The following is a 13,850-nucleotide window of genomic DNA, read 5'->3' on the forward strand; positions in this document are numbered from 1 at the left end:
GCATCAAAGGCTCCTCATTCGAAACAAAGCGGGATCTCTGATGTTTGGCAAGGCTCTTTTTTAAAAGAGGTTAGGGGCGGTAAGGCTACCGGAACCGGCTCCCAATATGCCGCATCGCCTGCACCTGTCGACTGGTACGATGCGCCGCCCGCACCATCCGCGAACGCTTCAACGCCTGCAGCTCATCCTCGGCACGCTCAAACTCACCCCGCATATGCGCTTCCCATGAGTGCATGCGATCCGAAAGTGCCCACTCGGTGCCCTCGGCTAACGAAGTCTTCAGCAAAAGCTCACGCACCGCATTGTTAATCGCCTCTAGGGACGGTTTCAGGGCGGGAATCGCCGCAGCCACAGAAATATCCTCCGGCATATGCGCCTGCTTCTCCCCGCGCACAGAGGCCGCAATATACTCACGCCACGCGTGAAGCAGCGCGGTCACTGCCTCATGCTGCACCCGCAGCTCTTGGCGTTGCCCCCTGCTGAGCGAGAGCGCAGACGCAATAAGCTTCTCGGGAATGTCGGTGCCGAGCATATGAAGCGGAGTCATAAAATTCTGCATCCCGTAATGCCCCATGACCCCGCAAATCCGCATCTCAGTAAACGCATCGGGCACCAGCGCAACCGCAGGAATACCGGCGCTAAGGCTAAAAACCGCGGGATGGTACCGGTCGGTAATATTCAACGCGGCACCCTGATGGATGCGCACCGTCGCATCCGTGTGCAGAATCGGTATCACCGTCGCCGGGGATTTCATGGATGCGGCAACCAGTTCATGCGCCTTATAGTCACCGGTGCGCCCGCCCTCCGACGCCGGGTCGCCCATATGCCCCAGGAAGACCGCCGCCAGCCCATATTCGGCGTAAATCTTGTCTAATAAAGAGGCTAGTTCATGTGCTTTGCTCCCCGAAACCTCGTGCACCGTCACGCACACATAGCGCTCGGGAAGCTCAGGAACCTCAACCCGCGTTTCCGCATAATCGAGCGTTATCTCGGGGGTATGCGCCCGATAGTCGCTGGCATCATCCACACCCGCAAGCGCCTTAAGATCGTGCTCGCGGCACCACTCGTAGGAGCTGCGCTCACGCACCGCAAGCGCGGTTGCCGAACGCAGCATACGCAGCAGAACTTCCTCATCGCGCGGGGAAAGCACGGGACCAATCGACTGCCCGGAAACAAAGACCGGAATCTTCGCATACTGCGCCACTAGTGCGATAGCGGCGCGCTCATACAGCAGCCAACCGTAGCGCGAATTCAGGTTGCCGCCGCCGGAGATGACAACCGCATCCACCGATTGAATACCCTCTACAAAATCGCGGATATGCTGCGCCGACGGGCAAAAGTCGGGCAGATCCGGCATAAAACCGCCCACCAGAAACTCTTCGAGGCGTTCCAACGTGATCTCGCGCTCGGCAGGCGCCCATGGGAACAGCAAAAACGGCATATATTCGTATGCAGACGACCCCCGAGCCCCCAGATAACGCCTGCTCTGATCGGCATCACGGGTTGCTAAGATAACCTGCATTCCTGCATCCGCCAGGTATTCGGCGGTGCTGATCGTCATGGCCTCGTCCCCCACGTGGTAGACGGGCTGGCCAATATCGCCGACAACAAGAACACGAGTCATATGCGTACCTATTTGCTTGATGAATCTTTAGGCGAAAAAACGGCGCGCAAACGCGAAAGTTTGCCGCTCCACGACATCGCCCGCTCCATGCGGTGCAGCCGCTCACACTGTTCCTGCTGCATATTTTCGAGACGTTCCAAACGTTCCTGAACGTCCTGAAGCGCCTCCAGGGTTTCCAATAAACGACCGTCAAGCTCGTTCGTCAGGTGCGCCTGGTAAAGGTAGGGCCCAATATGCGCCCCAGCGGCAAGGTCTTCACGGATCGCGTTGGCGCGCACCTGCGCATCAAAAATACGATGTTGCTGCTCGTGGCTCACGCTGTTGGCGGCAGAACCCGTCGCATTGGGGCGTTTGCACCAGTACGCCAGCGGCTCGTCCAGAAGCTGAACTTCACCGGCCATGGCGGCGCGCATATTGAATTCCCAGTCGCCCACCACGGGAAGTTCCTCATCAAAATACCCCACCTTCTCGTGCAGGGTGCGGCGGTACAGCACGCCGATCGGAACCGCGCGATTGGTACGGAACAGGAACTGTAGCCCCATGGCGGGTAGATCTTCATGGAAGGTGCATTCGTTCAGAACAATAAAACCGTCCTCGGTTTGCTGCTCAAAACGCTCAATAATTCGTACCACGCACATATCGGCACCGGTCTCATCAAGGGTTGCGACGGTACGTTCCAGGAATTGGGGATCCCACAGGTCATCGTCGTCATGAATGGCGATATAGGTAGACTCACTGGAGCGCACACCCAGGTTAGAAGCCGCTTCCATATTGCCGCCCGCAGCATGAAGAAGAACGGTCTGCGCCGCAACCGGGCTGCGGTCAATAATCTGCTGCGATTCTTCCTGATTTCCGCCGTCATCGACCACGTACACGGTGTATTGCGTATACCGTTGCTCGGCGATGTTCTGCAGGGCACGTGCGAGAAAGACCGGGCGATCTTTCGTGCGTACAATGACGGCGACAGAGGAAAACAAAGCTCTCCAAAGAATATATAAGGCCTGCGCATAAGGCACGTAGGGCGGAAATATATAGGGTTGTCTAGAATTCTACGGAGTTGCGCGGGAATAAGCGAGCATTCCAGCCCACATTAGGGGGAAAAATTCTACCCAAATATGCCATCAAGAGCCATCATGAGGGCGATCGCACACAAAAAACATGCCGGAAGCGTGACAAACCAGGTCAGCATAATGTTCGCAACGATCTTCGGCTTCACCGAGTTGAACCGCTGATTCACCCCAGCCCCCAGTGCGGATGCGGTCGCCAGGTGCGAAGACGAGAACGGCAGCTGCAGCAGGAAGTACCCGAGCGCCTGCATAAGAGCCGTGGTGCCTTGAGCTACCGCGCCGCGCATTGGATCTAAGCGCACCATACGGTAGGCGAAGGTGTAGCCGATGCGCCGCCCACCCGTGAGCGTGCCCGCCGCCAGAGCCAGCGCAATAGTGAGCACATGCCAGGGGAGAAGATCCCGCGTGGGAAGCGGAAAAACCGCACCCAGCACGTGCAGCACCAACAGGTACAGGTATCCGGTCTGCATACCGTGCAGAAGCGAAATTGCGGATGCCGACACCGCCAGTACCTCACGCGAGTGCCGATTCACGCTGCTAGGCGAAGAGCGGATCGCTAAGCGATAAAACGGGAGCACTAAAAGCCAGGAGAGGAGGAAAATCAGGGGCGGCAGGTAGAGAAGCGGCAGCAGGGTGGCATCGAAAATCGCGGGGATAAACCGTGAGCCTTCGCCATCGACCCGGGCATACCACGCCACCCCGGCCAGGGCACCGATGAGGGCGTGCGTTGAGGAAGCTGGCATGCGTAAGGCCCAGGTCGCCACACCCCATGAGGCGGCGGTAATGAGCGCGGCGGTCAGCCCCGGCAGACCCAAATGCCCACTGGGAACGGCAATCCAGGGCACACTCATATCGGTGATCAGCAGATACGCCGCGAACACGCCAATCCCGTTGAACAGCGCGGCGGTAATCAGGGCTGCGGTATCGCCCATCGTGCGGGTGCGTACCGGCACCGCAATCGCATTGGAGGCATCGTGCATGCCGGTCACAAAAATCGCGGAAAGAAACGCGCCCACACACAGAATACTGAGCAGAACCACTAGGACTCCTGCACGATAATACGCCCGATCTCAGAGGACACGCCGCGCATCGCATTCGCCGCCTTGACCAGTTGGGCAATGAACTTGGTGTACCGGCGGTAGCGTTCCATCGGGAAGCGTTCGGCGAGTTCTGCATCGTATTCTTCGGCGGTGCGAACGGCCTGGCGCGAAATACGCAGCATATCCATCCAATAGTTATCCAAACCCTTAATATCGGCGAGCTTGGGAATTACCGCCTCGGTCAGCACCGCCTGCCGCTGAATAATGTCGAGTATCGCGGTGATATGCGGGGCAAAACCGTCAATTTTGTGCAGATAAAGGATGTGCGCGGCACTCGTGAGCTTTTCGACCGCGTTCGTGAGTTTGCGTGCCAGCGTGTAGAGGTCTTCGCGGGGTACCGGGGTGGCAAATGAGCTTCGCACGGTGGTGAGGGTCATGAAGAACAGGTCGGTTGAGTTCGCCTCGTGCACCAGCATGCGGTCGAAGAGCTCGGGGTATTCGGAGGTAGATGAGCCAACCATTTCGGAGAGGAGCGCCGCTGCCTCCGCCACCTGCACCGAGATTTGTGCAAGCGAGGTGAGTGAGCTGTTGGATTGTGGAAAGATGCGGTGCAACATAGTTCCAGTCTAACGCGGGTGTGCTTAGGGCGCGTGGTCTGATGCTTCCCGCGCGGCGGCTTGAGAATACAACAGCGGGAAGGCTACATAATAACCTTCCCGCTGTGAACGTTAGCGATGTCGGGCTGGGAGCGCCTCTCGGCGGAAGGCCGCTCGAAGCGGCAAATGATTTGGAGCCCGGGGCTACCTATTAGCAACCCGACATCTTGTCTTAAATTATCCGCCCGCACCAAGCCTCCGTCAAGGCACATGAGCTCTAAGCAGAACACCCGGCATCAGTTCCGAATCCTGTATTTTCCCGGGATTTGATAGCGCACGAGTACCGTGCGGGGCTACAATGCTTCGAGTCCGCCGCTTGCCCGCCAGTGCGCGGCGGTCGCCTCCAAATCCTCGGCAATTTTCACGAGTTTTCGGGATTGCTCGGGCACACGGAACATGCGTTCAATGCCCTCGCGGCGAACCTCATGACTGGGCGGATGCACCCCCTGCGGGTTGCCGGAAAGTCGGCTAATATCTGCACGCTCATAGTTGAGGCGCAGCCCCAATGCCACAACGCGCGCGAACGCCGCAAAACGTTCGAGAGCTATATCAATATCGCCGCTGTAGAGCCCCGCCAGAATTTTGTCCGCAGTTTTGACGACCTCGGAGGCACCCGGCGGGTCTGGCACCCCCGCCAGCAGATGCGAACGGTAATCGGCACCCATGCCGGCAGAGAATGCTTGTGCGGTGGCTTTCGGATAGCGTCGTACCATGTCACGCAAGGAGTACATGCGCCATAGCGCGCCGGGGAGGGAACGCGCGGGTGAATGAGACCAGAGCTGCGCAAGCGCCTCAATACCGTATTCGTCAGTGAAGTCTATGAGCCGGGCGGCAACCTCCGGATCAGAGTTTTGGCGTCCGCGCTCCAGCAGAATGCGGGCAGACGTATGCGCCGCCTCATCACGGGCGGCGGGATCTTCACCGCCGACGCGGCGCTCAAACTTTTCGCTGGGCTGAGATACTGGGCGATGATGTGCACGATGAGTCATAGGAGTTTAGTGTAACGGGCAGGGCACGAGTTTTTCGAAGGATTCAGCCGGACGAAAATCATATCTGCGAAGGCGACTCGTGACGGATTTGTAGTGTATAGTAGATGATGTCTTCGCGTTCACGCGGGACGGCGCGCCTTTAGCTCAGTTGGTAGAGCTACGGACTTTTAATCCGCAGGTCGTGGGTTCGAGCCCCACAGGGCGCACTCTTCACCAGAAAGAATCTGGTATGTCGCTCCGTTCGGTACAAAGCCGATCGGGGCGACTTTTCGTTTAATCCTCCCCTGTCCCTCAATATATGAAGGCTCAGGAACCCGTGCAGAGACAATGCTGTTTCCAAGGAGATCACCAACAGTTAGATCAAGCGCACCAGCAAGTGTAAATAACTCATCCAAGCTGAAGTTTTGTTTTCCTCGAAGTCGGTCTGAGACACCTGACTGTGTAGGAGAACCCGAGCAGATTTTGCAAGCACGCATGTATCGGTATGTAATCCTTTTGCAGGATTGGGGATTACAGATCGCACCGGATGAGCTGACACACGCGGCTCCGTGGACAGCTCTAGCAGCGGCTTAGAAACATCGGTTTTAGAAGACCTTTAGAGGATATATAGATTCAATGTCTTTTCGGATGGTTAATTGGGCATACGAACAGGATTTACCGCCTAGCCCAAAGTTTTTGTTGGTCACGATTGCTGATAGAGCTGATTACGCGGATGCTGTCGATTGTTCGGTCTGTGGTAGAGACCGGGACTATCACTACTGCTAAAGAGGAAGCATAAGTCACGTTAGATGATTTTATTGGAACGACTTTTGAAATTCTGGTCATTTTCTTCGGCCTAGTCTTGTCAATATTTTCTGATATTAAAAATATCGGAAGAAAGGAAAATAACCATGACCACTAAAAGTAATTTGCGGGATGATGAAAAGCTAAACACCGGTGAAAAGATTTTCGGTATTTTTATCATCCTCATTGTATTATTCATTGTCTTTGTAGTTGTTTTTGGGCTTTGGAATGCTTGGAACGATCTTTCCAGTGAATGACCTTATACTAGACAAGCAAAACAGAAAACAACTCGAACTATTGATATTCTTTCACTTTAGTTATCTAAAGAAAAAGTACAAACTGGCAGCTTTGAAGGTCGCACAGGCGGAAGCATTATTGGAAATGTTGGTTATGCGCAGGGAAACAGTGAGGGGAAACCTGTTATCTATATTTATACTCTTTACCGTGCCGCCAATATGAACGACGATGCGGCGTCGGCTCAGGAATCCTTCATGGATGTGACTCCGCAGAACCCGTTCTACCGCGAAATCGCATGGTTTAAGGTTCAGAAGGGGAGGAAATAATGTTTCATAAGGTTTACGAATGTTGAAGCATAAGTAATTTTGTTCCTTTCCATGTCATATCATATGGGTTCAATATGATATGAGCTTTGAGGCGGTTGCTCCTACGGTTTCCCTGGGGTGACTACCTTTTTTGTGTCTTGGAACCGCTTGCTGGTGTGATGTTGCAAGTTTTTTGTCGGGCGGTGCCGTGTTTTTACTTGCCACATGCGTAATACATTATTGAGCGCCTCGTTTCGTGGTGTCGCCGATCCGGTCTCCACCTGTGTACACCCTACAGAGCACCCTAACCTGTGGGGGTGTAAAGCGTAGACGGTTTAAGGGATGTATTAGTAGATGCTCTGCGGGTTGAGGCCGGGAAAGTTTTTTACTCTACTTGTTGCGTTTTTCCTGTTTATCCCCGACTCACTTATGAAAGTTATTCATGTCGTCGTGGTCTGGGTGTGCGTTGTTGTGTTCGAGAAAATTTTTTTGGTGTCGATGGTGGCGGGGAGGATTTAGAGACTCATGAAAGATTTTGAAGTTTTATGTGAGCATCCTGTTGTGTGCTGGTTCTTTTTTATGGTTGCTCCTACGGTTTTCTGGAAACTATTCCTTCCTATTGCCAATGTTGTGTGTGAGGTGGGTATGTCCTGGGTGAAGAGGTTCGTGGAGGCTTTTATGCGGACGGTTTTGCCTGGTCCGGAGAAGGTTGGGGTACGTCTTGGGGTATGGGTGCGTTCTGTGTTCCGGCGGTAGGTGGGTGACTCATTAGGACGCTCACGCGAAGGCTTTGTTTGACCCTCAGACGGGATTATTTCGGAATTGTTCGGCGATGCACCGGCCGGAGGAGACTTTTACGGGTGCGTGATGTGGCTCAGATCGAGTCTGAAGTGTGTGCTGATGCCAAACTTATTGAAGCCACTCAAACTAATACCCCGTATTGGTAAGACTTAAAAAATAGAGGGAATTAAGCGAAAGCTTAATCCCCTCTACCTATTCCTTTTTTCAAGAATTAATTACTGAGCGGCAGGAATGCTACCGTGCGGATCAGTAACATACTTCACAGGAGAGCGAGTGTTTTATCAACCTCAAGGGACTTTTAGTTCCTCGGCAAACTTACCATAGTATAGAGGGGGTAGAACAAGATCCCCCCCATGTGGAAGAGAATAAAAAATCGTTGTCTACGAATCGCCGGGATAGGGAGTAAAATGGCAAACGACAAAAGATCACAACGATTTTGAGGCTACCGGTGCCTCATACAGAAGCGATTGGTCAAATTCATCTATGAGCGATTTACCCGAATCCACCACAAATAAAGAAACTCACATCCAACCAAATGTTCAGGTATTGGGCGCACGTCAAAATAACCTGCGCAATGTTGATCTTTCTGTGCCCCGTGATGCTCTCGTGGTCTTTACCGGCCTGTCAGGATCAGGTAAATCCTCCCTCGCGTTCGGAACCCTCTATGCAGAATCGCAGCGCCGTTATCTAGAGTCGGTGGCCCCCTATGCCCGCCGTCTTATCGATCAAGCGGGAGTGCCCGACGTCGATTCCATTACAGGGATGCCCCCCGCTGTAGCCCTGCAACAACAGCGAGGTGGGCAAAACTCCCGGTCGACCGTTGGTAGCATCACGACCATCTCAAGCCTGGTTCGTATGTTGTATTCACGCGCCGGCCAATATCCAGAGCACCAGAGCATGCTCTATGCCGAGGATTTCTCTGCCAACACCCCGCAGGGGGCATGCCCTCAATGCTATGGAATTGGCAGAGTCTATGAAGTACCCGAAGATCACATGGTTCCCGATCCCACCAAAACCATCCGTGAACGAGCCATAGCTTCTTGGCCTACCGCCTGGCACGGTCATCAGCTTCGAGATGTATTGGTGGCACTTGGCTACGATGTAGATATCCCCTGGAAAGATCTTCCCAAAAAAGATCGCGACTGGATTCTTTATACGGACGAAACACCACATGTACCGGTCTACTCGCGTATGACACTTGCTGAGGCTCAAGCGGCTAAACAAGCACATGTTGAACCTTCTTATAGCGGCACCTACGTGGGTGCAAAACGTTATGTACTGGATACCTTTGCTAATACTAAAAGTGCCTCCATGAAACGCAAGGTAGCGCAGTTTCTCACATCAATCCCTTGCCCAGCCTGCCACGGCAAACGCATCAAACCAGAGGCTCTCTCAGTAACCTTTGCAGGGTTAGATATTGCTGACTTCTCCCAGCTCCCTCTCTATGAGCTAACCAATCTTCTTGAAAAAGCTGTCGAAGATGCTTCCCACACAATCACTATGAAGGCAGATGAGAAAGAAACGCTCGGGCAAAGCTTACACCAAAAAAGGGGAGAAGAAGCTACAGAGTCAGGCAGTCACACAAGTGAACTTGTTGCTGAGACAGAACCGGAAGCTCGTAAGACTCCCCCTCAGCCTGTTGAAAAACTTGCCGCTACCTCTCGGCTGGCCGCTGGCCTCATTGAGCGTCTTCGCCCCATTATCGACCTCGGCTTAGGCTATCTTTCTCTCGATCGAATGACTCCTACCCTTTCCGGTGGTGAACTGCAACGTTTGCGCTTAGCTACTCAGCTGACATCTGAACTTTTTGGTGTGGTCTATGTATTAGATGAACCTTCTGCTGGCCTACATCCTCAAGACACCCGTGCGCTTCTTGACGTTCTTGACGGACTCAAAGCACGGGGAAATAGTCTGTTTGTGGTGGAACATTCTCTTGAAGTAATGCAACATGCTGACTGGATTGTGGATGTAGGGCCGGGAGCTGGAGAACATGGTGGTCGAGTCCTTTACAGCGGTGAAGTTGATGGTTTAGCCCACGTCCAGGAATCTCTTACACGCGGTTATCTCTTTGGAGACAGTGGGCTCCCACCGCATACTCCCCGGAAACCCGAGCAGTGGATAAAACTTTCTGGAGTTAGCCGAAATAATCTCCATAACGTGGATGTACAAATCCCACTAGGGGTTCTCACTGCCGTCACAGGTGTTTCAGGTTCGGGGAAATCTAGCTTAGTCAGCCAGTGCCTACCTCAACTGATAGGTCATCGACTAGGTAAAACGGTGCAGGTAGATGAAACACCCGTAGAGGGAGATGAAATTTTAAGGGCCGAACAGGCCCCTGAAACGAGGGGAACTGTTGAAGGTGATTTCAGCGGTATACGCCGCGTGGTTGCCATCGATCAGAAACCTATTGGGCGAACACCTCGTTCCAATATTGCCACCTATACAGGGCTCTTTGACCATGTGCGCCGTCGTTTTGCCGATACAACAGAAGCCAAACGCCGGGGATACAAACCAGGCAGATTCTCCTTTAACGTAGCGGGCGGGCGCTGTCCCACCTGCGAAGGTGAGGGGTCGGTGATGGTAGAGCTACTCTTCTTACCCTCGGTGTACACAAAGTGCCCGGACTGCCAAGGTACCCGCTACCAGTCAAGCACCTTAGAAATACTCTGGCGTGGTAAGAATGTGTCCCAAATTTTAGAAATGAGTGTAGAGGAAGCTCTGGGGTTTTTCGACGGCGAAGTGGAGGTTACGCGTTCACTGGCTGCGTTGAGAGATGTCGGCTTGGGTTACCTGCGTTTGGGGCAGCCTGCGACTGAGTTATCTGGTGGTGAGGCACAGCGCGTCAAACTAGCCACGGAGTTGCAACGGGCACAACGCGGCGACACTCTGTATGTACTTGATGAACCCACTACCGGTCTGCACTGTTCAGATGCTGACCGTTTGATATCGCATCTTCAGACTTTGGTTGATGCTGGTAATACGGTAGTGATGGTCGAGTTGGATATGCGAATTATCGCAACGGCTGATTATGTGATTGATATGGGCCCTGGCGCGGGAGAGGGAGGCGGTCAGATCGTTGCCACGGGAACACCTGAGCAGGTGGCCACGGTGGAAGATAGTGCTTCAGCGCCGTTTTTGGCTACGGTTTTAAAATAATTAAACTAATATTCCTATGTTCTTTTTCTGGCTATGTAGTTGGTAAATGATGCTAGAAAGGATCTCTCGAAGTATTGATTTGGGTAACTGATATTCTCTAATGATTCTTGAGGCTGCCCTGAAGAATATACTGATAGAGACTGTTATCTTCTACGGGCAGAGCGGTAGGAGACGTTTTCCTGTTGACGACCAGCTGATGACACTAGAAAACCCGCCGTTGATGGTATCCCGGAGATATCTAGGCAATGCTTCTGTATGCTTTATCTGATAATAAAAGCAGATGCATTCCCCGGCATTAAAATTTAGACGGATTGTGGGTGAAGCGTAGCTGTCTAATTCTTGCCACAGAACGTAAAGAAAATCGCTCCAATGCCCTAGAATATATGCGGTACCGGGGCAAAGATATACCCCGGCGATGTTTCAGCCCCTAAGGAGCCCGCGCCCATGAGCACCATCAAAAACCCGGACGTTATCACTATCCTGGCAACCGGCGGAACTATCGATAAGTTCTACTCGGTGGCGGGCACCCTCGATATTGGCAAGCCTGCCGCGCACGATGTGCTGTCGAGAGTGCTCACCGACATTCGTTTTGATATTCGCGCGCTCATCGGCAAAGACAGCTTGGATATAACCGACGAAGACCGCGCCGAACTCGTTGCCGCCCTCAACGCGGTCGAACACGACCAGGTTCTCATCACCCACGGGACCGACACGATGAGCGAATCCGCCCGATACATCGCCGAGCATGCCGAGCTGGGGTCAAAGGTTGTGGTGCTGACCGGTGCCATGCAGCCGGCGGTCATGGCGCATTCGGATGCGGGGTTCAACCTGGGGGCTGCGATTTCCGCGCTTAACCTACTGGAACCGGGCGTTTACATCAGCATGAGCGGCCGAATTTTTCCGGCGCACACCGTGCGTAAGGATCGTGCCCGCGGGATTTTCGAGGGATAAACTCTGAAATTTTTGCTGCGTTCTGCAAGCTCTTGGTGACGCTTCAGTAAACAGGGCGTAAATCTCAGCGTTATCTCAGTTTCATCTCGTACCGTAGTATTGAGTGCTTTCTCGATGGCGCCTCCGGCAGTGCTCCACAATGCCAGCGGCAGACAGGGTACCTATGAGCGAACAATATAACCCGGGTTTTTGGGATCAGGCTTGTTCCACGCCGCCACCCGTGCGGCGCCTGTACCTTGTCCGCATGCTTTTCCTCGTGGTGCCTGCACTGACGCTGGTGTATTTTTTCGAGGCTATCGGGCTTGACCCCATCGGCGCGGTTCCCCTCATGTACCTGTCTCTGCACGGCTGGTTTGCGGTCGCATATGCGCGTAATAAATCTATGGGTCTCGTCATGGTGGGAAACCTGCTCAGCGCTTTGGCGGCGTCCGTCATCACCGGATTTTTCGCCTATATTTTGGTGTTTATTCACGGGCCAAGAACACTATGGAAACTCCTGGGGGGCTCGTACCCCATTCTGACCATTTGGATTATGGCCTCCTTCGTGATCGAGATTTTATGCTCCCTCATATTCGTCTTCCTGATCTTCCGCAGGTTCCCATCCCGTGCCGAACGTGAGGCCCAAGGGACCCGCGAACTGTCAGAAGAGTCTTCCCCGTCTGAAGACCAGGCAGTCAACGACCACACGCTGACTAAGACCGAAGCACAGAGTACACACCGCTCAGACTCTGATATACCGTAATGAGTTCCTGAGCTCATCCGTTCCCCAACGTGCCATGATTGCAGCCGTTACTCCCTGCAAGCGTGGTAGTGTATGACATAACCCAACGTTGGTGTAGCGAGGCACCCGCGCGCCGGGCTACACAGAAATTACCGGTAATGAGGATGTATATATGAGCACAGACCCCATGAAAAACGATGATTCTTCCCGTCAGTCTGAGGAACCTAGAACTGCGCCGCAGGAATCTTCGGCAACGTCGCCTGTAGATGAGCATTCGGGGGACAGCACCGCACATAAAACCGATGGAACCGGCGGCGCATCGCAGCACGAACATAGCGGTCACGCCGCAAAGTCGGCTCCTTTATCCGAGGATAAACAAAATCCCAACAACTCCGGCAACACCCAGAACCAGCAGACTCCTTCGTCAGCACCAGGGTATGTCGGGTTACAACCGGGCTATCCTGCGCCGAGTCCATCGACGCCTCCAAACCCCTATGCGAATCCGCATACTGTGCCCGGATATTCGGGATATGCAGTTCCGAGCCCAACCGCATACCCGTACACTGCATATCCGGCAAACCCGCACGATGAGATTGTCCGCAAACGTTCGCTGATGTACCTGCTGCGCCTGTGTATTGTGGGCGCTCTTATTGCGATCGGTATTGTTGCGACGACTTTCGCCCTTATCGGTGCGATCATCGAACTTAGCGACTGCGGAACCGGCAGCTACTCATGGAGTGAATACTCGCAGCGAGTATGCCGTGAGGATAACACCTCAGCAATCACGGGGGCGTCGATTTTCCTTGTCATTTTTATCGCGTATCCGATATGTCATATTTTTGGGCTGCTTGCCGTTAGGAAAAATCAGCACCACGTGAGGGTGCTTGTCATTAACATTATTGGCATTGTGCTTTCGTCTTTGGGGATTGTGCTTGCTGGTTTAATGCTCTTGGGCGGTATAGCCATGATAACGGCGTTTGGATCCTCGGGATTACTTGCCATTCTTATCATATTCCTCGTGGCTGGGGCAGTACCTGTGGCAGAGCTTATTTTCTCGATTATTTTCGTCCGGCATGCCTCGTGGATGAACCATAAGGACTACTTCACGAAACCCGGTGTATAACCACTGCGGGGTGCCACACCGTGCCCCATTCGAGTGCTCCTGGCGTGAAAGGTAAAATGTGGCTCACGAGCCGGTAGAAAACGTATCTGGCAATAATTCTGATATACAGTCGATGGGTCGGGGTGCGGAACACCATGTGGCGCATCCAGCCTTGTCGGCGGGTTATCCTGCACAGGGTCAGCCTGGTGTGCCCGCTTATGCAGTACCCCAGAACCCCTATACTGTCGGGTCTGCAGCGTACGGTATGCCTGGTACCTTCGGGTACTCTGGTGCATTATCAACGGGTCCTGATAACTCCGAAATCAGAAAATATGCATCGATATATCTGGTGCGTCTAGGTATTGTAGGTGCCTGTATGCGATGGGTATTATCTAGTTTTCTGAGAAGACTCCACCCT

General features: G+C 53.5%; 10 protein-coding genes, 1 tRNA gene and 1 pseudogene. 7 read left to right on the forward strand and 5 right to left on the reverse strand.

Going from position 1 to position 13,850, the window contains the following annotated elements:
• Positions 1-85 precede the first annotated feature (85 nt).
• From HMPREF2609_RS02140 to HMPREF2609_RS02160, 5 genes are all read right to left on the reverse strand, one after another.
• Complete coding sequence (locus HMPREF2609_RS02140; RefSeq protein ID WP_070534773.1) at positions 86-1,624, reverse strand: polysaccharide pyruvyl transferase family protein; 1,539 nt, start codon at positions 1,622-1,624, stop codon at positions 86-88.
• Between the two features lie 8 nt (positions 1,625-1,632).
• The gene (locus HMPREF2609_RS02145; RefSeq protein ID WP_246825536.1) at positions 1,633-2,601 is read right to left on the reverse strand and encodes a glycosyltransferase family 2 protein; all 969 of its coding nucleotides are present in this window, start codon (positions 2,599-2,601) and stop codon (positions 1,633-1,635) included.
• Between the two features lie 128 nt (positions 2,602-2,729).
• Positions 2,730-3,731, reverse strand: a complete 1,002-nt coding sequence (locus HMPREF2609_RS02150; RefSeq protein ID WP_070534777.1) for an inorganic phosphate transporter — start codon at positions 3,729-3,731, stop codon at positions 2,730-2,732.
• Positions 3,731-4,348 carry a DUF47 domain-containing protein gene (locus tag HMPREF2609_RS02155; RefSeq protein ID WP_070534779.1) on the reverse strand — a complete coding sequence of 206 codons (618 nt, stop codon included), beginning with the start codon at positions 4,346-4,348 and terminating at the stop codon, positions 3,731-3,733. Before HMPREF2609_RS02155 ends, HMPREF2609_RS02150 begins: the two co-directional genes overlap by 1 nt.
• 332 nt (positions 4,349-4,680) lie before the next feature.
• On the reverse strand, positions 4,681-5,376 hold the full coding sequence (locus tag HMPREF2609_RS02160) for a histone acetyltransferase (RefSeq protein ID WP_070534780.1): 696 nt from the start codon (positions 5,374-5,376) through the stop codon (positions 4,681-4,683).
• 133 nt (positions 5,377-5,509) lie between these two features.
• Between HMPREF2609_RS02160 and HMPREF2609_RS02165 the strand changes: the two genes are divergently transcribed.
• The 7 genes and pseudogenes from HMPREF2609_RS02165 to HMPREF2609_RS11015 form a co-directional block, all read left to right on the forward strand.
• Positions 5,510-5,582 (forward strand) — tRNA-Lys (locus tag HMPREF2609_RS02165).
• 684 nt (positions 5,583-6,266) lie between these two features.
• Positions 6,267-6,416: a hypothetical protein gene (locus tag HMPREF2609_RS10875; RefSeq protein WP_168162144.1), complete on the forward strand. Its 150-nt coding sequence runs from the start codon at positions 6,267-6,269 to the stop codon at positions 6,414-6,416.
• Between the two features lie 1,569 nt (positions 6,417-7,985).
• The gene (uvrA, locus tag HMPREF2609_RS02180) at positions 7,986-10,658 is read left to right on the forward strand and encodes an excinuclease ABC subunit UvrA (RefSeq protein WP_070534784.1); all 2,673 of its coding nucleotides are present in this window, start codon (positions 7,986-7,988) and stop codon (positions 10,656-10,658) included.
• A gap of 444 nt (positions 10,659-11,102) precedes the next feature.
• The gene (locus HMPREF2609_RS02185; RefSeq protein ID WP_070534785.1) at positions 11,103-11,609 is read left to right on the forward strand and encodes an asparaginase domain-containing protein; all 507 of its coding nucleotides are present in this window, start codon (positions 11,103-11,105) and stop codon (positions 11,607-11,609) included.
• A 163-nt stretch (positions 11,610-11,772) separates the two neighbouring features.
• Positions 11,773-12,351 (forward strand): peptidase, encoded by a 579-nt coding sequence (locus HMPREF2609_RS02190; protein WP_246825537.1) that lies wholly within the window; start codon positions 11,773-11,775, stop codon positions 12,349-12,351.
• Positions 12,352-12,502: 151 nt separating this feature from the next.
• Entirely contained in the window at positions 12,503-13,453 is a 951-nt protein-coding gene (locus HMPREF2609_RS02195; protein WP_070534789.1) for a hypothetical protein, read from the forward strand.
• 58 nt (positions 13,454-13,511) lie between these two features.
• Positions 13,512-13,850: pseudogene (locus HMPREF2609_RS11015) on the forward strand (hypothetical protein); the annotation flags it as partial.

This window comes from Rothia sp. HMSC058E10 (assembly GCF_001809415.1).
Classification (GTDB): domain Bacteria; phylum Actinomycetota; class Actinomycetes; order Actinomycetales; family Micrococcaceae; genus Rothia; species Rothia dentocariosa.